Below are 21564 nucleotides of genomic sequence, written 5' to 3' on the forward strand. Positions count from 1 at the left end.
GGCGCCCCGCGGGGCCCCGGGGCGGTTGTCGGCCGCCCACCGAGAGGGTGGGCGGCCTTCACCGTCCGCGGTCCGTGGCGGGATCAGAGGCGTTCGATGATGGTGACGTTGGCCTGGCCTCCGCCCTCGCACATGGTCTGCAGCCCATAGCGTCCGCCGGTGCGCTCCAGCTCGCCCAGCAGCGTGGTCATCAGCCGGGTCCCGGTGGCGCCGATCGGGTGCCCGAGGGCGATGCCGCCGCCGTTGACGTTGGTCTTCTCCAGGTCCGCACCGGTCTCCTCGGCCCAGGCCAGTACGACGGATGCGAACGCCTCGTTGACCTCGAACAGGTCGATGTCGTCGATGGTCATTCCGGCCTTCTCCAAGGCGTACTTGGTGGCCGGGATCGGGCCGGTCAACATCCAGACGGGGTCGTCTCCGCGTACCGAGATGTGGTGGATCCGGGCCCGGGGCGTCAGCCCGTGGTCCCGGACCGCCCGCTCGGAGGCAATCAGCACCATCGAGGCGGCGTCGCAGATCTGGGAGGCGACGGCGGCGGTGAGCGGGCTTCCTTCGGTGAGCGGGTTCAGACCGGCCATCTTCTCCAGCGAGGTGTCGCGACGCGGGCACTCGTCGGTGTCGAATCCACCGACGGGCTCGATCTCGCTCTCGAACCGGCCGGCGTCGATCGCGGCGATGGCCCGCTGGTGGCTGCGGCAGGCGTACCGCTCCATCTCCTCGCGGGACAGGTTCCACTTCTCGGCGATCATCTCGGCGGAGCGGAACTGCGAGATCTCCTGGTCGCCGTATCTCTTCACCCAGCCCGGCGACTCGGCGAACGGGGTGCTGAAGCCGTACTCCCGGCCGAGCAGCATGGCCGCGGAGATCGGGATCGCGGACATGTTCTGCACACCGCCGGCCACGATCAGATCGGCGGTGCCGGACATCACGCCCTGCGCGGCGAAGTGCACCGCTTGCTGGCTCGAACCGCACTGGCGGTCGATCGTCACTCCCGGCACATGGTCGGGGAACCCCGCCACCAGCCACGCCGTGCGCGCGATGTCGCCGGCCTGCGAGCCGATCGTGTCGCAGCACCCCAGGATCACGTCGTCGACCGCGGCCGGATCGACCTCCGTGCGCCGCATCAGGGCTGCGATCGCGTGGGCTCCCAGATCGGCGGAGTGCATCGCGGACAGGGAACCGCCACGCCGTCCGACGGGGGTGCGAACGGCATCGACGATGTAGGCCTCGGCCACGGTTTGTCTCCTCGTTGCGTGGTTTCTTCCGGCTGTACGACGCGGGCGCGGTGGGGTCCGGGGCCTGTTGCGGAAGTCCCGTCGTCCGCCCGGCAGGCGGGACTTCCGCAACAGGCCCTGGCCGTCAGGCGTGCTGGCTGCTCACCGAGACGGTCTCACCGGTCATGTAGGACGAGTAGTCGCTGGCAAGGAAGATCATCACGTTCGCGACCTCCCAGGGTTCGGCGGCCCGCCCGAACGCCTCCCTGCCCTTCAGCTCGGTCAGCAGCTCGTCGGTCGTGACCTTCGCCAGGAAGGGGTGCATGGCCAGGCTCGGGGAGACCGCGTTGATCCGGATCCCGTGCCCGGCAACGTCGAGCGCGGCGCAGCGGGTCAGCGCCATCACCCCGGCCTTGGCCGCGGCATAGTGCGCCTGCCCCTCCTGGGCTCGCCAGCCGATCACGGAAGCGTTGTTGATGATCACGCCCTTCCTGCCGGCTCGCACCATCCGGTTGCTGGCCGCGCGGACGCAGCGGAAGGTGCCGGTGAGGGTGATGTCGAGGACCTTGGTCCACTGCTCGTCGGTCATCTCCATGACCGACACGGTGCCGCCGAGTCCCGCGTTGTTGATCATCACATCGACGCCGCCGAACGGCTCGGCGGCGTCGAGCAGGGCCGAGACCTGGTCCTCGTCGGTCACGTCGCAGATGGTCGTGGCGACCCTGTCCGCCCCGAACTCCCTGCCCAGCTCTTCCCGGGCCTCGCCGAGGCGGCGCTCGTGGACGTCGCCGAGGACGACTGCCTTCACCCCCTCCTCCAGGCAGCGGCGCGCCACCGCGGAGCCGATGCCGGCCCCGGCTGCGGCGGTGATCACCACGGTCTTTCCTTCGAGCAGGTGGTGTCCCGGGACGTAGGCGGGGGCCGGTTGTTCCGTCTTGGTCACGTTCACGCCTTCGGCTCCCTCGGCAGGCCGAGCACGCGCTCGGAGATGATGTTGCGCTGGATTTCGTTCGAGCCGCCGTAGATGGTGTCCGCGCGACTGAACAGGAAAAGCCGCTGGAACTCGTCGAGTTCGTACGGCGGCGCCTGGGCCACCAGTGAAGACGCACCGGCCACCTCCATCGCGAGCTCTCCCAGCCCGCGGTGCCAGCTGCCCCAGAACAGCTTGGCCAGGGAGGCTTCGGCCCCCTGGGGCCCGCTGCCGGAACTGGCCAGCGTGCGCAGTGCGTTCAGCCGCATCACCTCGAGGCCCATGTGGGCGCGGGTGATCCTGTCCTGGACGAGGGGGTCCTCGATCGCGCCGTTGCGACGGGCCATCTTGACCACGGCGCCGAGTTCGCGTGCGAAGCCGATCTGCTGCCCGATCGTCGAGACCCCGCGCTCGAAGCCCAGGGTGGCCATCGCGACCTTCCAGCCGTCACCGGGCTCACCGACGACGAGCGAGGCGTCGGTCCGGGCGCCGTCGAAGAAGACCTCGTTGAATTCCGAGGTCCCGGTGAGCTGCTGGATCGGACGGACCTCGACTCCCTCCTGGTGCATCGGCACCAGCAGGTAGGAGAGCCCGGCGTGCCGGGTGGAGCCCGGTTCGGTCCGGGCCACGACGAAGCACCAGTCGGACAGGTGGGCCAGCGACGTCCACACCTTCTGGCCGTCGATCACCCACTGGTCCTCCCGCCCCGGGCCGGTCGCCGGTTCCAGGCGTGCACGGGTCGACACCGACGCCAGGTCGGATCCGGCCCCCGGCTCGGAATACCCCTGACACCAGAGTTCCTCGACGGCGACGATCTTCGGCAGGAAACGGTTCCGCTGCTCCCGGGTACCGAAGGCGATGAGGGTGGGACCGAGCAGTTCCTCGCCGAGGTGGTTGACCCGGGCCGGGCCGTCGGCCTTGGCGTACTCCTCGTGGAAGATCACCTGCTGGAGCAGGCTGAGCCCCCTGCCGCCGTACTCCGTGGGCCATCCGAGGCAGGTCCAGCCGGAAGCCGCCATGTGCCGGTCCCAGGCCACCCGTTCCTCGTAGGCCTCGTGCTCGCGACCGGTGCCACCCCGGCCGCGGAGTCCGGCGAAGTCGCCCGAGAGATTCGTCTCCAACCAGTCCCGGGCCTCCCTGCGGAATGCCTCGTCCTTCGCTGAGTGAGTCAGGTCCACGATCGCCCCTCGAAGTTCTCGACGGTTCTCCGGTTCTGGTCAGGTGCCAGAAGCATCCCCTAGACTACCCACCAAGCACTTGTTTGGTAAAGCTTCGGGCGGGGCCTCCGGAGTTCGCCGGGCAACGCGGATGCGGACCACCGACCCCACCGCAGGGGCGGAGAAGACGAAGGAGCTGACATGTCCACCAAGGAGATGACGACCGCCGGGGAGCAAGTCGTCACCTACGAGGTTCGCGGCTCGGTCGCGGTCGTGACCCTGAACCGTCCGGAGTACCGCAATGCGCAGAACTCCAAGGTGACCTATGCCCTCGATGCCGCCTTCACGCGGGCGGTCGACGACGACGCGGTGAAGGTCATCGTCCTCGCGGGCAACGGCAAGCACTTCTGCGCCGGCCATGACATCGGCACGCCCGACCGCGACATCGACCAGACATTCGAGCGCAAGGCCGTCATCTGGTGGGACCACACCGACAAGCAGGGCGTCGACTCGCGGTTCGCGCGCGAGTCCGAGGTGTACCTCGGGATGTGCCGCCGGTGGCGGGAGATTCCCAAGCCGATGATCGCGATGGTGCAGGGCGCCTGCATTGCCGGTGGTCTCATGCTCGCCTGGTCGTGCGACTTCATCGTCGCCTCCGACGACGCCTTCTTCTCCGACCCCGTCGTGAGGATGGGCATCCCGGGTGTCGAGTTCTTCGCCCACCCGTGGGTGATGAATCCCCGCGCCGCGAAGGAGTTCCTCTACACCGGGGACCGCTTCACCGCGCAGCGCGCCCACGGTCTCGGCATGGTCAACCACGTCGTTCCCCGCGAGGAACTCGAGTCGACCACGTTCGCCCTGGCGCAGCGGATCAGTGCGATGCCGCGGTTCGGCCTCGCACTGACCAAGAAGGCGATCAACCAGGCCGAGGACCTGCAGGGCCTGCGCACCGGCATGGACTCGGTGTTCGGCCTGCACCACGCCGCCCACTCCCACAACGCCGAAGTGGGCGTCGACTCCCTCGCCGGCATGGACGCCCGGGCGATGCGTGACTCCGCGGCGAAGGCCGGGGGCACCGCATGAACCTCGATTTCAGCGAGCGCGAGATCGCGTTCCGCGAGGAGGCCCGCGACTGGCTCCGGGCGAACGTTCCCGCCTCCCCGCTGCCTTCCATGGACACCCCGGAAGGCTTCGTGGCCCATCGTGAGTGGGAGGCCGAACTCGCCGAAGGCAGATGGTCGGTGGTCGCCTGGCCCGAGCAGTTCCTGGGACGCGACGCCTCGCTCACGGAATGGGTGATCTTCGAGGAGGAGTACTACCGCAGCGGCGCCCCGACCCGGGTCGCGCAGAACGGCATCTCCCTGCTCGCACCGATCCTCTTCGAGCACGGCACCAAGGAGCAGCAGGAGCGGTTCCTGCGCCCCATGGCGGACGGCACACAGATCTGGGCCCAGGCCTGGTCCGAGCCCGAGGCGGGCAGCGACCTCGCCTCCATCCGCAGCGTCGCCGTCCGGGACGAGGTCCGCGGCGGCTGGGTGCTGAACGGCCAGAAGACCTGGAGCTCGCGAGCCTCGTTCGCGCACTGGGGGTTCGGCCTCTTCCGATCCGACCCGGCAGCCGCACGGCATCGCGGCCTGACGTATTTCCTGTTCCCGCTCACCGCCGACGGCATCACCGTGCGTCCGATCGCGCAACTCGACGGCGACGCCGGTTTCGCCGAGATCTTCTTCACGGACGTGTTCGTCCCGGATTCCGACGTTCTCGGCGCCCCGGGCGACGGGTGGCGGGTGGCGATGAGTACCGCGGGCAACGAGCGCGGACTGTCGCTCCGCTCCCCCGGCCGGTTCTGCGCCGCGGCCGACCGGCTGGTCGCCCTCTGGCGCGAGCGCGGCCAGGACTCCCCGCACCTGGGCGAGCGGGTCGTCGACGCCTGGATCGCCGCCCAGGCCTACCGGCTCTACACCTGGGGCACTGTCACCCGGCTGGCTGCCGGTGGCGACATGGGCGCGGACGGCAGCGTGAACAAGCTGTTCTGGTCCGAGCTCGACATCGCGCTCCACGAGACCGCACTGGACCTGATCGGTCCGGAGTCCGAACTGCGCGGCCCCGGCGCGGTCCTGGACGGCGCGTGGATGGACGGCTACCTCTTCTCGCTCGCCGGGCCGATCTACGCCGGCACCAACGAGATCCAGCGCAATATCGTCGCCGAGCGGCTGCTCGGCCTGCCCAAGGGCGACAACAGGAGGAACGGGCGATGAGGTTCGCACTGACCGACGAGCAGCGCGGGTTCGCCCGCTCGCTCGACGACCTGCTCGGCGGCGCCGACGTACCGGACATCTCCCGGGCCTGGGCCGTCGGCGATTCCGCAACCGGTCTGAAGTTGTGGCGGAGGCTGGCCGACATCGGAGTCCACGCCCTCCGTGTCCCCGAGTCCGCCGGCGGTCTGGGCGCCGAGCCGATCGACGTCGTGGTCGCCTTCGAGCGGCTCGGCCACCATCTCGCCCCCGGCCCCTACATCGAGTCCGTCGTGGTCGCGCCCGCCCTGCTGGCATCTCTCGGCGGCGAACTGAACGCGCGCCTGGCGGCGCTCGCGGAAGGCTCGGAGATCATCACCGTCTCCGCCCCTCCCATGACTCCGTTCGCACTCGACGCGGACATCGCCCTGCACACCCTGCTGCTCGCGGACGGCCGGCTGAGCTGGGCCGACGCCGGCAACCTGCACCGTTCCGTCGACGGCTCACGCCGGCTCTTCCCGGTCACGGCCGCCCGGACGCTGGGCAGTCCGGACGCCGGGGTCGTCGGCTCCGTCCTCGACACGGCCGCGCTGGCCTGTTCGGCCCAGCTCCTCGGCGCAGGCGAGCGGCTGCTCGCGGAATCCGTCGACCACACCAGGTCCCGCAAGCAGTTCGGCCGGGTCATCGGCGAGTACCAGGCGCTCAAGCACGCGATGGCCGACGTCCGGGTGGCACTCGACTTCGCGCGCCCCCTGCTCCACGGCGCCGCCCTGTCCCTCGGCGAGGGGGCGCCCGAGGCCGGCCGCGACGTCTCGGCCGCCAAGGTGGCTGCGTCCGATGCTGCCCACCTGGCCTCGCGCACCGCCCTGCAGATGCACGGCGCGATCGGCTACACCGAGGAATGCGACCTTGGACTCTGGATCCTGAAGGTCCGGGCACTCGTCGGCGCCTGGGGTACTCCGTCCTGGCATCGCGCCCGGGTCCTGGCCGCCATCACCTCCTCCTGAAAGGGACAACCAGATGCTGTTCGCCCTCAGCGAGGAGCAGAACGAGCTGTCGGCCACGGTGCGCAACCTGCTCGCCCGCCGCAGCGACAGCGACTCCGTACGCAAAGCGGTCCGGTCGGCCAGGGGTTACGACGAGGGCCTGTGGAAGACGCTGTGCGAGCAGATCGGGGCGGCGGGCCTCGCCGTCCCCGAGGAGTACGGCGGCGCCGGCTTCTCGCTCTTCGAAGCCCACCTCGTGCTCGAGCAGCTCGGGGCCGCCCTCGCCCCCTCCCCCCTGCTCGGGTCGGGCGTGGTCGCCGCACAGGCCGTGCTGAGGTCCGGCAACGCCGGGGCCTGTGAACGACTGCTGCCCGGCATCGCCGAAGGCACCTCCGTGGCCGCCCTCGCGTGGGCCGGCGAGGACGCCCGCTGGCACACCGACCGCTGCGATGTGCACGCCTCCCGGGGCGACGGCTGGACCCTGTCCGGAGCGGCCACCCTCGTCCTCGACGGCGGTGCCGCCGACGTCCTCCTCGTCGTCGCCTCCCCGGCGGCAGGTCAGGTCGGCCTGTTCGAGGTGGATCCCGCCCACGACAAAGTCCGCCGCACTCCCACGCCGGCGATGGACACCACCCTCCAGCTGGCCAGGGTGGAGTTCGACAACGTTCCCGCCTCACCCCTGACGCTGGAGGCCACCGACCTGCTCGAAACGCTGTACGACATTGCGGCCGTCGCGGTGACGGGGCTGCAGGTGGGGGCAGCCCAGCGTGGCCTGGACATGACGGTCGCCTTCTGCAAGGAGCGCGTTCAGTTCGGCCGTCCGATCGGGTCCTTCCAGGCGCTGAAGCACCGGATGGCCGACATGCTGGTCGAGGTCGAGACGGCGCGTTCCGCTTCATGGGCGGCGGCCTGGTCCGCCGCGCAGTCCGAGCCCGACCTCCGCCACCGTGCGGCCACCGCGAAGGCGTGGTGCTCGGAGGCGCTCAACAAGGTGGCTTCGGAGGCGGTCCAATTGCACGGAGGGATCGCGATCACATGGGAGCACGACGCCCAGATGGTGTTCAAGCGGGCCCATGCGACGTCGCAGCTGTTCGGGCAGCCGCACGAGCACCGGCAGCGGCTCTTCCGTCTGCTGGACCTCGCGCAGACGGACGCCTCCAGCTGACTGTCAGGCACTCGGTGCAGACGGCCTCGGACCCTCGGCCGGCCCTCGACAAGCCGGCCGAGGGCCGAGGTTGCAGGTCAGTACGCCCGACGCGGGCGGCAGCCAAAGGGTGAAAGTCCCGACGAGGAACGGCGAGACCAACTCGGTCACCGTCGGCGTCACGACGCCGTGCGTGCCGGGGTCCGAGGCCCTCGCCCTCCTCACGGGTCGTTCAGGCTCCGGCAGGGTTCCCGCTGCCGAGGGCCCAGGACTCGATGTCACGGTAGTGGATCGGCCCCCGGCTGCGGCCGATGTTGCTGCCGACCAGGTGGAGACGTTCGGTGGTCCATCGACGACCGGTGAATCCGGCGAGCATTTCGGCGATCTCCCCTGTCGAGGACCTGTCGCCCCGGCGGGCACGGGCCAACGTCAGATGGGGCAGCAGGGGCCGGTCCGCGAAGACGACACCGCAGTTCTTGACGGCGGTGCGCACGTCGGCGGCGAGCATGTGCAGCCCGTCGAGGTCTCCGTCGATTCCGCTCCACAGCACCCGGTCGTCGAAGTTCCCGCTGCCACGCAGTGCCAGACCGAGTGGCCGGTGGTCCGCCGCGAGGCCGGCGAGGGGCAGGCGCAGCAGCGGAACTGCCTCGACCGGGAGCTCCCCGAGGAACGCCAGGGTGATGTGCCAGTCCTCGATGCGGTTCCATCGCATGTGAGGGTGGGTGTCGTAGGCGGGGCGCAGTTCCCGGGCCAGTTCTTCTTTCGCGTGGTCGGGCGGGGCGAGCGCGATGAACACGCGAACAGTCGCGGGCTGAGTCTGATCGTTCACACCGGACTTCGTACCGCACCGGGCAGTGCGTGCCACGACCCGGGTCCGGCAGGGGGGCACTGGCGGTCGCCGACGTCCAGGAAGCTCTTCTGCGCCGAAAGGTGCGGGAGAAGGGCCGCTCAGTCGATGCGGTCGCTCAGGCCCAGCACCTTCGGGTCGTGGCCGGGGAAGTCGCCGGGCATGCCGGGCACGTCGAGGGTCCGCCGGTACACGCCCGCCAGGAACTCGACGGCACCGACGGGGAACTCCGACCAGTCGCCGCTGTCGGTGCGGACGACCACCGGCCACGCGTCCGGGTCCGCGGGGCTCGTCCTCCAGTGGAAGGAGTCCCCCGCATTGGACTCCGCCCAGCAGATCAGGCCTCCCGGCTGCGGGAAGGGAACGTAGTCCTCGGTGTCGCCCATCTCGTACAGGTCCTGAAGGATCTCGTCCTCCCGGGACACGGCAGCCCATGCCTTCTCGGCGCCGGGCCGGGGAACGGACACCGTCAGGAAGTCGTCGACGACCAGGACCGGATACGCCTCCGCCAGAGAGCGGAAATCCGAGGGCAGCGCCGTCCCGAGACCGGTTTCGAGTGCGGCCCAGTTCACACCGCGTCCGCCCGGCACCCGCCATCGCGTCATCGAAGGAAGCGCGGCCTCCAGCTCCTCGACCCTCAGCATGTCGCCTGCCAATGCCGCCTGCCAATCCGGGAAGTTCTCGACCACGACGTTCCCGAACAGTACTCCGTCCTCGGTGCGGGCGGCCCCGGCGCCCGCGCGGAGAACCGCCGGTGGGCGGCCGGCCGCCGAGCGGCGCTCAGTAGGTCTGGATCTCCAGGAGATTCCCGTCCGGGTCGTGCAGGTGCGCCGCCCGCAGCCGCCACCCCGGCAGATCCCGGACCGGCGCCACCAGGACCCCGCCATGTCGTCGGCACAGCGCGACCGCCGCGTCCAACGCCGCCACGTCCGCGACGGGCACCACGAGGGCCGCGCCGCCCGCCGGAGGAGCCTGTGGAACCTCGCCGGCGAACACATCCCGCTGGAGCACGGCGAACGCGGTCGTCCCATCGGGCGCGTCCCAACTGGCGTACCCGGACGCCGCGTCACCGCGCGCGAGCACATATCCCGTCAGCTCGGGCAGTACACCCGCGTAGAAAGCGAAGGCAGCCGGGTAGTCCCCGGCAAGTACGCGCGGATACAGAGCGAACATGGGCCCCAACCTACAGCTGGGCGCACGGCGATGCGCTGCGGGTCGGCCGTCGCGGTTCGCAGGGCCTTCTCCTTCGTGGGCGAGATCATCCGGATCCAGCATCCCTGCCTGCGTTTTTTCAGGTCAAGGGCGGTTTCCCCACTCTGCGACGAACGGTTCGGTCTTCGTGGCGGGTTGGGGTCAGTGCACGGACAGTCCGCCGTCGACGAAGAGCGCCTGCCCGGTGACGTAGCCGGAGGCACGGCTGGCCAGGAACACCGCTGCTCCTGCGAAGTCCTCGGCCAGGCCGTTGCGACCGATCATCGTGCGCGCGGCCAGTGCCGCCACCTTCTCCGGGTCGGAGGACAACCGTGCGTTGAGCGGGGTCATGACGAAGCCGGGGACCAGCGTGTTGCAGGTGACGCCGTGGGGCGACCATGCCTCGGCCTGGGAACGGGCCAGCGACTCCAGCGCCCCCTTGGAGACTCCGTAGGCGCCGCTCTGGACGAAGGCCCGATGCGCCTGCTGGGAGGTGATGTGGATGATCCGCCCGAAGCCCCGCTCGGCCATGCCGGGCCCGAACCGCCGGCCCAGCAAGTAGGGCGCCTCCAGGTTGACCGCCATCGTGGCGTCCCACACCTCCTCGTCCAGCTCGCCCATGGGCGGACGCAGGTTGATTCCGGCGCTGTTGACGAGAATGTCGGGCTCGCCGAACACGTCGGCCGCCTGCTCCGCAGCCGCGCGCACTCCGTCGCGGGTACTCAGGTCGGCGCTCACCCAGGCCGTCCGGCAGCCGTCCGCCGCCAGCTCGTCGACCGTGGCGGCCAGTTCCGACTCCTTGCGCGCCACGATCACGACGCGCGCCCCCGCTCGTGCGAGGGCCCCGGCGATTGCACGGCCGATGCCGGAGCTGCCACCCGTCACCACGGCGACCCGGTCGTCCAGTGAGAACAGTTCGGAGAGATAGTTCTGCGAGATCATGTCCGCACCCTAGTGCTGTGGCCGGAAAGGTTTGCCGGAAAGCTCGCGGCCTCCGGTGCGGTGCATCGCAAGGCGGAGCATTGCCCGCGTACTGGATGTACTCGGGTGATGCGACAACGCGGCGAGGTGCCGTGCCGGGCGTCGCGAGCCGGTGAACCTTCCCGGCCACAGCACTAGACGGCTCGTCCGGGGCGGCAGTGCCTGGAGCGGGGCCGTGAACCGTCCCGGCACCCGCACACCGCGGTCTTCACGGGGCTCTTTTCCCGTGCGGAGATCGCGGAACGCTCGGGCTTCCGGTGCCGTAGGACGACACCGTCCGGAGCAGGAGCGTGACGGAGGAGGCCGGGCGACGGGTTCTCGGCGCCTTCTGCGAGAACCACACCACTGCCCTGTTCCGCAGGACCGGCTGCGGCGTGGCCTGCACCCGCGGGGAGACCGACCGGGGGAGGATGGTGTGGTGGGTGGATCATGGGGCCCGGGGTACCGGGGTCCGCCTTCTGTGCTGTTGTGCAAAGTGATGCCGACGGAAGGCTCCGGCGATGAGCGGTGGAGCATGGGGCGGCGTGGCGGTGGCGGGTGTCACGGCCGCGTACGCGCTGGTCTCACGGCGGCTGGCGTCGTCACCCGTGTCGTCGGCGATGGTGTTCGTCGGCTGCGGAATCCTCCTCGGGCCGGTGGCGCTCGACGTCATCGACCTGAAGCACGGCGCGGAGCCGCTCGTCGCACTGCTGGAAGCGGCCCTGACCCTGGTGCTGTTCACCGACGCCATGGCCGTGCACAGACGGGATCTGCGAACCGGTGGCTTTCTGCCGGGCCGGCTCCTGTGCATCGGCCTGCCCCTGAGCATCGGGGCGGGCTGGCTGCTGGCATGGCCCCTGCTGCCCGGACTGACCTTCTGGGAACTCGCCTTGGTGGGCGCCGTTCTCGCTCCCACGGACGCCGCCCTCGGCAAGACCGCCATGTCCAGTCCGCGGGTTCCCGTGCTCGTCCGGCACGGCCTGAACGTGGAGAGCGGCCTGAACGACGGCATGGTGCTGCCGTTCTTCGTGCTCTTCCTGGCCTCCATCCCGGGCACGTCCGCCGCGCAGGAGGGAGCGTCGGGCGTCTTCTGGCGCGCGCTGGTGCTCAGTTCGGTGCTGGGCTTCCTGGTCGGCGCGGTCGGCGGTCGGCTGCTGCGATCCGCGCAGGCGCGGGGACGGGTCTCGGGCGAGTGGGCGCAGCTCTTCGTCCCGGCCGTCGCCACGGCCGCGTACGCGCTGGGCGTCGTGGTGGACGGCAGTGGCTTCATCGCCGCCTGGGTCGGCGGCTTCGCCTTCGGTTTCGCACTGCGTCGGTTCTCGGCCGACGGACCGCGGGAGGGTCCTGCCACCGGCCTTCCGGAGGACGTCCCTGCCCGTTCGGCCGCCTTCAGCGAGTGCCTCGGGGAACTTCTGGCCTCGCTCAGTCTGCTGGCGTTCGGAGCCGTGCTGCTCGGCCCGACGCTGGAGAACCTGAACTGGCGCATCGTCGGCTACGCGGTTCTCAGCCTCACCGTCGTCCGGATGCTGCCCGTGGCCGTCGCGCTCGCCGGCAGCGGGCTGCGCCTGCCCACGGTTGCCTACATCGGGTGGTTCGGACCCCGCGGTCTGGCATCCGTCGTGCTCGGGCTGCTGCTCTTCGAGGAGGAGCACGTCCCGGGAATCGGCCTGTTGGGGAGCGTGGTGGCGGTCACCGTCGGCCTGAGCGTGCTGCTGCACGGCGTCTCCGCCGTCGCCTTCGCCGACCGGTACGGCCGCTGGCACGAGAAGGCCGCGGCCGCGGGCCAGAAGCTTCGCGAGGGAGCTCCCGTTCCCGATTCCACCCGGGTCGCCCCGCGCCGGGAACGGGAGCTGTGAGTCAGGACGGCGGCTGGAGGACCATGTCGATGACGTAGATGGTGGCGTTCGCGGCCTTGATGTTGCCGCAGACGATCTTCGCCTTGTCGTTGACCTTGAAGTCGGTGCCGGAGCCCGACGTGGTCAGCTTGCTGCCTTCCACCGTCTCGAAGGAACCCTTGGAGAGTTCCTCCGGGGTGATCCGCTTGTCCACGACGTGGTAGGTCAGCACCTTCTTCAGCTGCTCCTGATTGCCGAGCATCGAGGAAAGCTGCGACATGGTCACCTTCTGGAACGCCTGTTGGTTCGGAGCGAAGATGGTGATGTCGGGCTTCCCGTCGAGTGTGTCGTTCAGCCTTGCCCTGACCACGGCCGAGACGAGTTGGCTGAGCTGTGGGTACGCAGCCGCAGCCACCACCGCCTTGTCCTTGGCCGTTTCGACCTTCTCGGAGAACGCCGAACATCCGGGACCGAACGTCTCGGACGGGCTGGGAGACGCATCCTGTGCGTGGCTCTGCGGCACCAGGCCGCCAAGCGCGAGCGGGACGGCGACCGCGGCTGCGGCGGTGACCCTTGCGGTACGCATGCGGGTGAACCTCATCGCAAACCTTCCTCCCGTGGAGGGGCGAACCCTGCAGAGGTTTGGACTGCGGACGACTTCGTTTCCGCTGGGCGGGGTGGGGCGGCTGCTGCGCCCGGCCTCGGGCCATCGTCACCCGGCCACTCAGCGAGCGTATCCAGCAGGTGTCGGGGACCGCATCTCGAAGCACGGACGCGGTGCGCTCCCGCCCTGCTGACCTCGGCAAAGTCGAGGCGCTGCCGGCCTCGGTGAAGTCGACCGGCGGGCCGAGGGGACTCCGTCCGACGTCGCCCGCCGGGCCCGCCGGTGAGAGCCTTGCCGCGGCGATCGAGGCCGCCCGTCGGCTTCCGGACGCGCAGGGAAGCTGCTCCGGCCCGGTGGGCCGTCCGGACGGTCAGGTGGGGCGGTGCCGTGTTGTGTTGTGTTGTGTTGTGTTCAGGAGAGCGAGGTCGGTCTGCGGGGCGGCGGGACGGCGCGGAGGAGCTCCCACAGCGGGCGTGGGCCGGCCGCCCACACTCCCAGGACGTGGCGGTCGACGACGTGGAGGCGCTGTTGCTCGGCGAAGGTCACGGCGGGGGCGGTCACCCGGCCGTTGGTGACGATCACCGCGACGTCGGCTCCGTGGACCTGACGGGCGGTGCCGTTGAGGACCTGGAAGTCCGGCGTGCCCACGGCGGAGCCGGCGAGACCGTTGCGGCGGTGTTTGCACTGGATGACCCAGCGGCGTCCGTAGGGGTCGGTGGCTTTCACGTCGGCGCCCAGGTCACCGCCGCCTCCGACGCGGGTCGCGTCCCGGCAGCCGTCACGGTGCATCAGGTCCCGCACCGCGTCCTCGAACCGGGTGTGGTGCAGGGCGTCCAGTTGGGGCAGCGCGTAGCGCAGGCTCTGCACCCGGGCTGCTTCCCACCGTACTCGCTGTTGCCTCCGGTGGAGCCGGGCTCCGCCGGCCAGCGCCGCGAGGACGCCCACGGCGATCAGGACCCACCAGTGGGCCAGCAGCCAGTTGACGACCGTCACCAGCAGGGCGACGCCCAGGGCCACGGCCACGAGGAGCCCGATCAGCCGGTCGTCCGCACGTGGCCGCCTGCCGGGCCTGCGCGTGCGCCGTCTTGCCGGGGGGCGCCCGGTCGCCGCGGGCCGACGCCTGCGAGGGCTCACCGGCCGGCCTCCGTGACGCCGCCCGCGAGCTGGCCCAGGACGTTCGGAACGCCCTGGCCCACCGGGGTGGGAGCCAGCAGGACCCCGAGCGCCAGGACGATGACGACGGTCATCTTCTCGTCGAAGCGGCTGCGGGCCTCCGTACGCCGACGCAGCCGTAGAACGACGACAACGGCGAGCAGCACCGCCACGTTGATGGTCAGCAACCGTCCAGTCCTCCCCGACGACCAGTCACATCACGCCGGGAACACAACGTGTCGCCCCGGCCCTCCTGTGTAGCCCGGACCCGGCGCGGCCGGAGGCCAGTTGCCGACGAATGGCACAAAGCCATCGGACCTGGCCGGATACCGCAGCGGGGGCCGTGCGGGCCGGAGTCCCGCGCTCGGGCTGCACGGACCCAGAGGCGCCTCACGGCTTGTGCGGCTTGCCCTCCCCGTACAGCCAGGCGTCCCAGAGCGCGCCCAGGTCCTTGCCCGACGTGTTCTCCACGTACTCCGTGAAGTCCCGGGTGTCGGCGTTGCCGTGGCGGTGGGTACGGGTCCAGCCCTGCACGATGTCGTAGAACATGTCGTCGCCCACGGCCTGGCGGATCTTGTGGACGACCAGGGCGCCCCGGTAGTAGACGGGGCTGTCGGAGAGTTCGTCGGGGCCGCTCGGCCTCGCGGGCGGGTACGCCCAGATCTCCTCGGCGTTCCCGATGTGCTCCCGCACGTAGTCGCCCCTGCCCGCATGGACCTGCTCGAAGATCTCCTGCGCGGTCTCGCCGTCGTGGTCCTCGCTCCACAACCACTCGGCGTACGTGGCGAAACCCTCGTTGAGCCACATGTCCTGCCAGGTCTTCGGGGTCACCGAGTTGCCGAACCACTGGTGGGCCAGCTCGTGCACGAGCAGCGGAATGTCGGGGGTGCCGGGGTACACCGGCTTCGTCTGGGTCTCCAGGGCATACCCGGCGACGTCCTCGTCCTCGACGATCGCGCCGACCGAGGAGAACGGGTACGGGCCGAAGTTGTACTCCTGCCACTCGACGATCCCGGGGATCTCGGCGAGCACCTCGGCGGATGCCCTGGCCTCGCCGGGCACGACGGCGTTGAACACGGGCAGACCGCCCTTGCGGGTGGCGCCCTTCACCAGGGACGTGGTGGTCTCGTAGTCGCCGATCGCGACGGTCGCCGCGTAGCTCGCCATCGGCTCGGCGCTGTGCCAGGTGAACGTGGTGGTGTCACCGGACACCCGCTCCCCCACCAGCTCCCCGTTGGACACGGCCTTCAGGCCCTTGGGAACGGTGACCTCGATGTCGTAGGCGGCCTTGTCGGCGGGGTGGTTGTTGCCGGGGAACCAGGCCATGGAGCCGACGGGCTCGCCGAGCGCGACCGCGCCGTGTCCGGTGGGCAGCCAGCCCTCTTCGCCGCCGTCCCCGTCGGTAATGGTCTCCGGTTCACCGGAGTAGCGGACGGTGGTGCGGAACGTCTCTCCGGCACGCAGGTGGTGCCGCGGCCGTACGGTCAGCTCGGCGCGATGTCGTTCGACCCGGGCGGGCACGCCCTCGACGGTCACCGCGTCGACGTCGAGGCCCTTCAGGTCCAGGCCGAAGGCGCTCAGGTCCTGGGTGGCGCGCGCCGTGATCACGGCCTTGCCGTCGAGCCACCCGGAGTCCGGGTCGTAGTCGAGGTCGATGGCGTAGTGCCGCACGTCGTACCCGCCGTTCCCCAGGCCGGCGAAGTACGGGTCGCGCAGCCCGGCTGCTCCCGGGCTGCCCCGGACCCCGCTGCCGGCACACGCGGTGAGCGCGAGGACGAGGGTCAGGGCGCGGGCGGTCGTACGGGGTGCGCGGAAGCGTCGGCGTATCACCCGGAGATCTTATGGAGGAGGGTGGCACGTGGGGCGTTCTTCGGCTCCCTGCCTGATCGCCGCAGGTCAAGGGCGTTTCACAACGGTACGGCGCCGTGCTTCGCGGGCAGTCGGCCGTCCTGCCGGCAGCGGGCGCCCCCGGCGTCCCCACGGGCGCCCCGCAGCGGTGCACCGGCCGGACGGCCACCGGCCCGGAGCCGTACAGATTTCGATGGTCAGGCGTGAATGGCTTCATCATCTTCCATTCACCGGGGCGCGGCTGTCAGCATCGGCGCACCGCCACCCCGTGAGGGAGAATCCGATGAATCGTCCCCGTTCTCTGCGCTGTCTGGCAGCCCTGGCCATGGTGGCCCTCGCGGCCACCGCCTGCGGGCGCTCCGGTCAGGGCGACGCCCCGTCCAGGGCCGCGTCGCAGGTCGCCTCCGACCGGACCGCGGCCGAGCTGCTGCCCGCCCAGTACCGGCAGAAGGGTGTGCTCCGGGTGGCCACCGCGGTCGGTTACCCGCCGATGGAGATGTACGCGCCCGGCACCACCCGGCTCACCGGTGTGGACCCCGATCTGGCCAAGGCCATCGCCGAGCGGCTCAAGCTGAAGCTGGAACTCACCAACGCCGCCTTCGACGGACTGATCCCCGGCCTGGAGTCCGGACGGTTCGACCTGGTCATGTCGTCCATGACCGACAGTGCGCAGCGGCGCCAGGCGGTCGACTTCGTCGACTACTTCCGCACCGGCGGCGTCATCATGACGAAGCGGGGCAATCCGCAGGGCATCAAGTCCCTCGCGGACCTCTGCGGAAAGACCGTCGTCCTCGCCAAGGGCAGCTCCAACCTCCACATCGGCGAGGAGCAGAACGCCAAGTGCCAGGAGAAGATGCGGATCTCGCAGAGCGAGGACGCACCCACCGGGCTGCTGCAACTGGACAGCGGACGTGCGGTCGCGACCATCGTCGACTATCCCGTCGCCAAGACGTTCACCAAGAAGAGCAGCACGTACGAGGTCCTGCCGGAGCAGTACGGCACCGCCCCCTGGGGCATCGCGTCCGCGAAGAGCCAGAGCGGACTGCGGGACGCCGTCCGCAAGGCCCTGCAGGAACTCATCGACAACGGCGAGTACAAGAAGATCCTCGACACCTGGGGAGTCGGCGGCAGCGCCGTGTCCGAGGCCACCGTCAACGACGGGCAGTGAGAACAGCCATGAAGCACCAGAAAATGCCCGGCGCCGTTGCGGCGTCAGGGCCGGAGACCGCCCCCGCTGACGCAACGGCGCCGGAGGACGACCTCTCCCTCCAGGTGACCGGACGCCCGCGCCCCGGGCGCTGGCTCGCAGTCCTCGCCGCCACCCTGTTCGCGGTGTGGCTCGCCTACACCGTCATCGTCAATCCCAATCTGCACTGGGACATCGTCGCGAAGTACCAGTTCGACGGAGTGATCCTCAAGGGCCTCGGGGTGACCATTCAGCTCACCCTCGTATCGATGGCCCTCGGCATCGTCATCGGGGTCGTCGTCGCGGTGATGCAGCTGTCCGACAGCCCCGTCCTGCGGCTCACCGCCGGTGCCTACACCTGGTTCTTCCGGGGCACCCCGCTGCTGGTCCAGCTCATCTTCTGGTTCAACCTGGCCCTGCTGTTCCCCGTGATCAGCATCGGGATCCCGTTCGACGGCCCCAAGCTCATCAGCTGGCAGTCCAACCAGGTGATCACCGGGTTCGTGGCCGCGCTCCTCGGTCTCTCCATCAACGAGGGTGCCTACATGGCCGAGATCGTGCGGGCCGGCATTCAGAGCGTGGATCCCGGCCAGCGCGAGGCGGGGGCCTCCCTCGGGATGTCGAACCGGCAGATCCTGTCCCGGATCATCCTCCCGCAGGCGATGCGGGTCATCATCCCGCCGTTCGGCAACCAGTTCATCTCCATGCTCAAGACGACCTCGCTGGTCTCGGTCATCGCCGGCGCCGACCTGATGACCGTCTCCCAGCACCTCTATCTCGCCAACTTCGAAGTGGTCGCCCTGCTCATGGTGGCCTCGATCTGGTACCTCGTGCTCACCACGATCGCCAGCATCGGCCAGCACGCCGTCGAGCGGCGCTACAGCCCCGGTACCGCTCCCGTGCTGCGGAGCAGGATCCTGGCCAATCTCCGGCCCGGACGCGCCAAGAAGGGAGCGGCGGCATGAACGACGTGATCCTCAGAGCCCGCGGGGTCCGCAAGCGGTTCGGTGACACCGAGGTGCTGAAGGGCATCGACCTCGATGTCCGCAGCGGTGAGGTGCTCTGTGTCATCGGCCCCTCCGGGTCCGGGAAGTCCACGCTGCTGCGCTGCTTCAACCACCTCGAGCGGATCGACGCGGGGCGGGTGTGGATGGACGGTGAGCTGGTCGGCTACGAACAGCACGGCCCGTCCGGCCGGGTGCTGCGCGAGCGGCGCGCCCGGGACGTGCGGCGCCAGCGCGAACGGATCGGCATGGTGTTCCAGCGGTTCCACCTGTTCCCGCACCGCACAGCGGTGCAGAACGTGATGGAGGGGCCGGTCGCCGTCAAGGGACGGCCTCGTGCGCAGGCCGAGGAGCAGGCCCGCAAGCTGCTGGCCGACGTCGGTCTCGCGGACCGGGCGGACCACTACCCGGGGCAGCTGTCCGGCGGGCAGCAGCAGCGCGTGGCGATCGCCCGCGCACTGGCCATGGAACCCGCCCTCATGCTCTTCGACGAGCCCACTTCCGCCCTCGACCCCGAACTCGTCGGCGAGGTCCTCGGCGTCATGCGCGACCTGGCCCGCAGCGGCATGACGATGGTCGTGGTCACCCACGAGATGGGCTTCGCCCGCGAGGTCGCCGACCGGGTCCTGTTCATGGACCGGGGCGCCGTCGTCGAGGCCGGGAGCCCCGACCTGTTGTTCACCGACCCGCAGCACGAGCGCACGCGGGCCTTCCTGTCGACGGTGCTGTGATGGGCCGCCCCCTCGATCTGCTGCTGCGCGGCGGCACGCTCGTGGACGGAACCGGCGCGCCCGCCCGGGAAGCGGACGTCGCGGTGGCGGACGGGCGGATCGTCGTGCTCCCCGCCGGCGCCCCCGCCACGGCCGCCGAGACCCTGGACGTGACCGGGCGGGTCGTCGCGCCCGGCTTCATCGACGTGCACACGCACTCCGACGCCCTCGCCGCGCCCCACGGAGCCGGCGGCGTTGCGGAGGCGGCCGACGAGCTCCGGCTCGCTCCGCTGCTCCAGGGCGTCACCACGGAGATCTGCGGCAACTGCGGGACCAGCCTGTTCCCCTCGCTCCCCGAGCGGCTGCCGGAACTCGCCGAGCACCTCAGGGTGACGTTCGGGCTCGGGCCGGTGCGGCCCGCCGTGGACTTCGACGCGTTCGCCGCCGGGCAGGACCCCGCTCTGCGCCACACCCACATCGCCTCGCTGGTCGGCCACGGCACGCTGCGCGCCGGAGTGATGGGCTTCGAGGCCCGGCCGCCCCGGCCCGACGAACTGGACGCCATGTGCGCGCTGCTGGACCGGGCGCTGGCCCAGGGGGCGGCCGGTCTGTCCACCGGGCTGATCTACCCTCCCGGCACCTATGCCGACACCGAGGAGATCGTCGCGCTGGCCGGGGTCGCCGCCCGGCACGGCAAGCCCTACGTCACCCATCTGCGCGACGAGATGTCGCAGGTGGAGTCCGCCCTGGAGGAGGCCCTGGAGATCGCGGTGCGCTCCGGCGCCCCGCTGCAGGTCTCCCATCACAAGACCGCGGGCCGGCACGCCTGGGGTGCCACCCTGCGCACCCTGCCCCGGCTGGAACGGGCCCGCGCCGAAGGCGTGGACGTGCTGTGCGACGTCTATCCGTACACGGCGGGAAGCACCGTCCTGCACGCCATGCTGCCCCCGTGGGCGAGTGAGGGCGGCGTCGGCGCCCTGCTGGAACGGCTGCGCCGGACCGAGACCCGCGACCGGATCAGGGCGGACATCGCCCAGGGCGTCGAGGGGTGGGAGAACACCGTGGGAAACGGCGGCTGGGACCTCATCTCGGTGGCCGCCGCGCAGACGCGTCCCGAGGCCGAGGGGCGCACCATCGCCGACCTCGCGGCCGAGCGCGGGATCGATCCGGTCGACCAGGCGTGCGACCTCCTGCTGGCCGAGCAGGGCGAAGTGACCATCATCAGCCACTCCATGCGCGAGGACGACGTCCGCCGGGTCCTCGCCAGTCCGCTGTCGATGATCGGCTCGGACGGCGTCCCCAAACCCGGTCGGCCGCATCCGCGCTGGGCGGGGAGTTTCGCCCGGGTGCTCGGCCACTACGCCCGCGACGAGCGGCTGCTCCCGCTGGAGAGCGCGGTGCACAAGATGACCGGGCTGCCCGCCGGGCGGTTCGGCCTCACCGGCCGCGGTGTGGTCCGCGACGGCGTCGTCGCCGACCTGGTGGTGCTCGACCCGGGATCGGTGCGCGACACCGCCGACTTCGACCGCCCCCTGCTGGTACCCGAAGGCATCGATACCGTCGTGGTGTCGGGGCGGATCGCGGCACGGGACGGCCGCCCGACCTCGGTGCGGGCGGGAGAAGTGGTGAGGATCCGATGAGTCTGGCCCAAGTGGCCGCGGCGGCGCGGCGCTCGGCCGCGCTGCCGCTCACCCTGGCCGTCGCCGCCGTCGACATCGACGGCGGCGGCACGGTGGGGGTGGACGAGCACACCGTGCTGCCGGTGGCGTCCGCCTCGAAGCTGCTGCTGCTCGCCGAGGTCGCGCACCGGCTGGACACCGGGGAACTGCCCGCCGACCGTGTCGTGGAGATCCTCGACGAGGACGTGGCGGAGGGCACCGGTCTGCTGCGCCGGCTGAGCGGGCGCGGCTGGACCGTCGAGGACCTGGCCTGGCTGACGGCCTCGGTGAGCGACAACACCGCGACCAACGCGCTGTTGCGCCTGGTGGGGCGCGAGTCCACGGCCCGGCGCGCACGGGAGCTCGGGCTCGATCACCTCACGCTGCACGACAAGGTCCGCGACGTCCGGGGCCCGGACGTGCCGCCCGTCTTCGCCACCGGCACCGCACGGGACCTGGCGCGGCTGGTGGCGCACGCGGTGCGCGGCACCATGGGCGGTCCGGCGGCCTCCGCCCGGCTGCTGGGCTGGATGCGCGCCAACACCGACCACGGCCTGGTCCCCGCACTGGTCGACCACGACCCGTACTCCCCGGGCTTTCCCGAGCGGCCGCACGACGGGCTGCTGGTCGCCAACAAGACCGGTACCGACACCGGGGTCCGTGCCGATGCCGGTGTCATCGTCGGCAGGCGCCGGCTGGCGTACGCCGTGGTGGCGCACTGGGACACGGCCCTGGGCCCGAGCACCGAGCGGGCCGCCGTGCACGCCATTCGGGACGTCGGGCGGACCCTCGCGGCCTGTGCCGGGCGCGGGACCGCCGGTTGAGGCACGGGCACCGGCCGCGCGGAGGCGTGGCCGGTGCGCC

At 70.8% G+C, this 21564-nt stretch carries 21 protein-coding genes; 10 read left to right on the forward strand and 11 right to left on the reverse strand.

Annotation, left to right across the window (positions count from 1 at the left end; translation table 11 throughout):
- Positions 1 to 83: 83 nt before the first annotated feature.
- The 3 genes from ACWCXX_RS34330 to ACWCXX_RS34340 form a co-directional block, all read right to left on the reverse strand.
- Positions 84 to 1235, reverse strand: coding sequence for an acetyl-CoA C-acetyltransferase (locus ACWCXX_RS34330; protein WP_451134175.1), 1152 nt, complete (start codon positions 1233 to 1235; stop codon positions 84 to 86).
- Between the two features lie 124 nt (positions 1236 to 1359).
- Complete coding sequence (locus ACWCXX_RS34335) at positions 1360 to 2163, reverse strand: SDR family oxidoreductase (protein ID WP_451134177.1); 804 nt, start codon at positions 2161 to 2163, stop codon at positions 1360 to 1362.
- Positions 2160 to 3362, reverse strand: a complete 1203-nt coding sequence (locus ACWCXX_RS34340; protein WP_451134179.1) for an acyl-CoA dehydrogenase family protein — start codon at positions 3360 to 3362, stop codon at positions 2160 to 2162. The genes ACWCXX_RS34335 and ACWCXX_RS34340 overlap by 4 nt, the downstream gene beginning before the upstream one ends.
- 180 nt (positions 3363 to 3542) lie before the next feature.
- On the opposite strand from ACWCXX_RS34340, the gene ACWCXX_RS34345 reads away from it, so the two are divergent.
- From ACWCXX_RS34345 to ACWCXX_RS34360, 4 genes are read left to right on the forward strand one after another with little or no spacing between them, the layout of a single operon-like run.
- Positions 3543 to 4424: an enoyl-CoA hydratase gene (locus tag ACWCXX_RS34345; protein ID WP_451134181.1), complete on the forward strand. Its 882-nt coding sequence runs from the start codon at positions 3543 to 3545 to the stop codon at positions 4422 to 4424.
- Positions 4421 to 5599: an acyl-CoA dehydrogenase family protein gene (locus ACWCXX_RS34350; protein ID WP_451134183.1), complete on the forward strand. Its 1179-nt coding sequence runs from the start codon at positions 4421 to 4423 to the stop codon at positions 5597 to 5599. The genes ACWCXX_RS34345 and ACWCXX_RS34350 overlap by 4 nt, the downstream gene beginning before the upstream one ends.
- Positions 5596 to 6582 (forward strand): acyl-CoA dehydrogenase family protein, encoded by a 987-nt coding sequence (locus tag ACWCXX_RS34355; RefSeq protein WP_451134185.1) that lies wholly within the window; start codon positions 5596 to 5598, stop codon positions 6580 to 6582. Before ACWCXX_RS34350 ends, ACWCXX_RS34355 begins: the two co-directional genes overlap by 4 nt.
- A 13-nt stretch (positions 6583 to 6595) precedes the next feature.
- A complete protein-coding gene (locus ACWCXX_RS34360; RefSeq protein WP_451134187.1) occupies positions 6596 to 7726 on the forward strand; it encodes an acyl-CoA dehydrogenase family protein in 1131 nt (376 codons plus the stop codon).
- A gap of 211 nt (positions 7727 to 7937) precedes the next feature.
- Here the strand turns inward: ACWCXX_RS34360 and thpR are convergent, their stop codons facing one another.
- The 4 genes from thpR to ACWCXX_RS34380 all read right to left on the reverse strand — a co-directional run bounded on the left by thpR (position 7938) and on the right by ACWCXX_RS34380 (position 10685).
- Complete coding sequence (gene thpR, locus ACWCXX_RS34365) at positions 7938 to 8534, reverse strand: RNA 2',3'-cyclic phosphodiesterase (RefSeq protein ID WP_451134189.1); 597 nt, start codon at positions 8532 to 8534, stop codon at positions 7938 to 7940.
- A gap of 119 nt (positions 8535 to 8653) precedes the next feature.
- A complete protein-coding gene (locus ACWCXX_RS34370; RefSeq protein WP_451134191.1) occupies positions 8654 to 9241 on the reverse strand; it encodes an SMI1/KNR4 family protein in 588 nt (195 codons plus the stop codon).
- A gap of 91 nt (positions 9242 to 9332) precedes the next feature.
- Positions 9333 to 9725, reverse strand: coding sequence for a VOC family protein (locus ACWCXX_RS34375; RefSeq protein ID WP_451134193.1), 393 nt, complete (start codon positions 9723 to 9725; stop codon positions 9333 to 9335).
- 180 nt (positions 9726 to 9905) lie between these two features.
- Entirely contained in the window at positions 9906 to 10685 is a 780-nt protein-coding gene (locus ACWCXX_RS34380; protein ID WP_451134195.1) for an SDR family NAD(P)-dependent oxidoreductase, read from the reverse strand.
- Between the two features lie 539 nt (positions 10686 to 11224).
- Between ACWCXX_RS34380 and ACWCXX_RS34385 the strand changes: the two genes are divergently transcribed.
- Positions 11225 to 12559: a cation:proton antiporter gene (locus tag ACWCXX_RS34385; protein ID WP_451134197.1), complete on the forward strand. Its 1335-nt coding sequence runs from the start codon at positions 11225 to 11227 to the stop codon at positions 12557 to 12559.
- Position 12560: 1 nt separating this feature from the next.
- Here the strand turns inward: ACWCXX_RS34385 and ACWCXX_RS34390 are convergent, their stop codons facing one another.
- The 4 genes from ACWCXX_RS34390 to ACWCXX_RS34405 all read right to left on the reverse strand — a co-directional run bounded on the left by ACWCXX_RS34390 (position 12561) and on the right by ACWCXX_RS34405 (position 16121).
- Positions 12561 to 13124, reverse strand: a complete 564-nt coding sequence (locus tag ACWCXX_RS34390; protein WP_451134199.1) for a fasciclin domain-containing protein — start codon at positions 13122 to 13124, stop codon at positions 12561 to 12563.
- Positions 13125 to 13553: 429 nt separating this feature from the next.
- Positions 13554 to 14276, reverse strand: a complete 723-nt coding sequence (locus ACWCXX_RS34395; protein ID WP_451134201.1) for a restriction endonuclease — start codon at positions 14274 to 14276, stop codon at positions 13554 to 13556.
- Positions 14273 to 14482, reverse strand: a complete 210-nt coding sequence (locus tag ACWCXX_RS34400; RefSeq protein ID WP_451134203.1) for a hypothetical protein — start codon at positions 14480 to 14482, stop codon at positions 14273 to 14275. The genes ACWCXX_RS34395 and ACWCXX_RS34400 overlap by 4 nt, the downstream gene beginning before the upstream one ends.
- A 202-nt stretch (positions 14483 to 14684) precedes the next feature.
- On the reverse strand, positions 14685 to 16121 hold the full coding sequence (locus ACWCXX_RS34405) for a M1 family metallopeptidase (protein WP_451134229.1): 1437 nt from the start codon (positions 16119 to 16121) through the stop codon (positions 14685 to 14687).
- A gap of 304 nt (positions 16122 to 16425) precedes the next feature.
- Here ACWCXX_RS34405 and ACWCXX_RS34410 point away from each other — a divergent pair, with 304 nt between their 5' ends.
- Genes ACWCXX_RS34410 through ACWCXX_RS34430 form a run of 5 tightly spaced genes read left to right on the forward strand, consistent with a single transcriptional unit; the run spans position 16426 to position 21524 of the window.
- Complete coding sequence (locus ACWCXX_RS34410) at positions 16426 to 17310, forward strand: ABC transporter substrate-binding protein (protein ID WP_451134205.1); 885 nt, start codon at positions 16426 to 16428, stop codon at positions 17308 to 17310.
- Positions 17311 to 17318: 8 nt separating this feature from the next.
- Positions 17319 to 18293: an amino acid ABC transporter permease gene (locus ACWCXX_RS34415; protein ID WP_451134207.1), complete on the forward strand. Its 975-nt coding sequence runs from the start codon at positions 17319 to 17321 to the stop codon at positions 18291 to 18293.
- A complete protein-coding gene (locus ACWCXX_RS34420) occupies positions 18290 to 19063 on the forward strand; it encodes an amino acid ABC transporter ATP-binding protein (protein ID WP_189546538.1) in 774 nt (257 codons plus the stop codon). Before ACWCXX_RS34415 ends, ACWCXX_RS34420 begins: the two co-directional genes overlap by 4 nt.
- Positions 19063 to 20682, forward strand: coding sequence for an N-acyl-D-amino-acid deacylase family protein (locus tag ACWCXX_RS34425; protein ID WP_451134209.1), 1620 nt, complete (start codon positions 19063 to 19065; stop codon positions 20680 to 20682). The genes ACWCXX_RS34420 and ACWCXX_RS34425 overlap by 1 nt, the downstream gene beginning before the upstream one ends.
- Positions 20679 to 21524, forward strand: coding sequence for a serine hydrolase (locus tag ACWCXX_RS34430; protein WP_451134211.1), 846 nt, complete (start codon positions 20679 to 20681; stop codon positions 21522 to 21524). The genes ACWCXX_RS34425 and ACWCXX_RS34430 overlap by 4 nt, the downstream gene beginning before the upstream one ends.
- The last annotated feature ends 40 nt before the right edge of the window (positions 21525 to 21564 follow it).

Source organism: Streptomyces sp. NPDC001732, from assembly GCF_053596315.1.

Bases quoted from the DNA above. Each gene is read 5' to 3' on its own strand.
- ACWCXX_RS34410 (WP_451134205.1), top strand. From the start codon at position 16,426: ATGAATCGTCCCCGTTCTCTGCGCTGTCTGGCAGCCCTGGCCATGGTG.
- ACWCXX_RS34415 (WP_451134207.1), top strand. From the start codon at position 17,319: ATGAAGCACCAGAAAATGCCCGGCGCCGTTGCGGCGTCAGGGCCGGAG.
- ACWCXX_RS34380 (WP_451134195.1), bottom strand. From the start codon at position 10,685: ATGATCTCGCAGAACTATCTCTCCGAACTGTTCTCACTGGACGACCGG.
- ACWCXX_RS34425 (WP_451134209.1), top strand. From the start codon at position 19,063: ATGGGCCGCCCCCTCGATCTGCTGCTGCGCGGCGGCACGCTCGTGGAC.
- ACWCXX_RS34360 (WP_451134187.1), top strand. From the start codon at position 6,596: ATGCTGTTCGCCCTCAGCGAGGAGCAGAACGAGCTGTCGGCCACGGTG.
- ACWCXX_RS34375 (WP_451134193.1), bottom strand. From the start codon at position 9,725: ATGTTCGCTCTGTATCCGCGCGTACTTGCCGGGGACTACCCGGCTGCC.
- ACWCXX_RS34420 (WP_189546538.1), top strand. From the start codon at position 18,290: ATGAACGACGTGATCCTCAGAGCCCGCGGGGTCCGCAAGCGGTTCGGT.
- ACWCXX_RS34350 (WP_451134183.1), top strand. From the start codon at position 4,421: ATGAACCTCGATTTCAGCGAGCGCGAGATCGCGTTCCGCGAGGAGGCC.
- ACWCXX_RS34430 (WP_451134211.1), top strand. From the start codon at position 20,679: ATGAGTCTGGCCCAAGTGGCCGCGGCGGCGCGGCGCTCGGCCGCGCTG.
- ACWCXX_RS34355 (WP_451134185.1), top strand. From the start codon at position 5,596: ATGAGGTTCGCACTGACCGACGAGCAGCGCGGGTTCGCCCGCTCGCTC.
- ACWCXX_RS34385 (WP_451134197.1), top strand. From the start codon at position 11,225: ATGAGCGGTGGAGCATGGGGCGGCGTGGCGGTGGCGGGTGTCACGGCC.
- ACWCXX_RS34390 (WP_451134199.1), bottom strand. From the start codon at position 13,124: ATGCGTACCGCAAGGGTCACCGCCGCAGCCGCGGTCGCCGTCCCGCTC.
- ACWCXX_RS34345 (WP_451134181.1), top strand. From the start codon at position 3,543: ATGTCCACCAAGGAGATGACGACCGCCGGGGAGCAAGTCGTCACCTAC.